This is a genomic window from Streptococcus suis (assembly GCF_002964045.1).
GTDB lineage: Bacteria > Bacillota > Bacilli > Lactobacillales > Streptococcaceae > Streptococcus > Streptococcus suis_U.
The window spans coordinates 1-385 of the sequence record NZ_POPB01000220.1 but is presented as its reverse complement, the minus strand read 5'-3'; the positions used below and the strand labels follow the sequence as shown (position 1 = coordinate 385).

Genomic DNA, 385 nt, shown 5'->3' with positions numbered 1-385 from the left:
GAAGTTCTTCTGGAGTAATTTTGCGATCTACGTAAATTTCCTTCATGTGTAAAATCTCTCTCCTACCGATAACTATTTATTATCGTTAGTAAATTAATAAATTATCGTATATAATAACTCTATTATGATATATTAAGGAGATTACATTATGAATTATGACACTATCCAGAGATATCTTGACTTTTGCACTATTCAAAGGCGACTTAGTTCTCATACTATCCGAGCATACAAATCTGATTTACATCAATATCATAACTTTGGGACCAATGACATTAAGTCCTATCTTACTTTTCTTAATCAACATATAAAAAAGACTAGCACGTTAAAACGAAAGGTTGCTAGTCTTAAATCATACTATAAATTTCTGGAAGAAGAAAAACTAATC

At 29.4% G+C, this 385-nt stretch carries 1 protein-coding gene; it reads left to right on the top strand.

The features are described 5' to 3' along the window. Positions 1-148 precede the first annotated feature (148 nt). Positions 149-385, top strand: a 237-nt coding sequence (locus C1E99_RS02005; RefSeq protein ID WP_161951129.1) for a site-specific integrase, incomplete at its 3' end; no start/stop codon positions are given.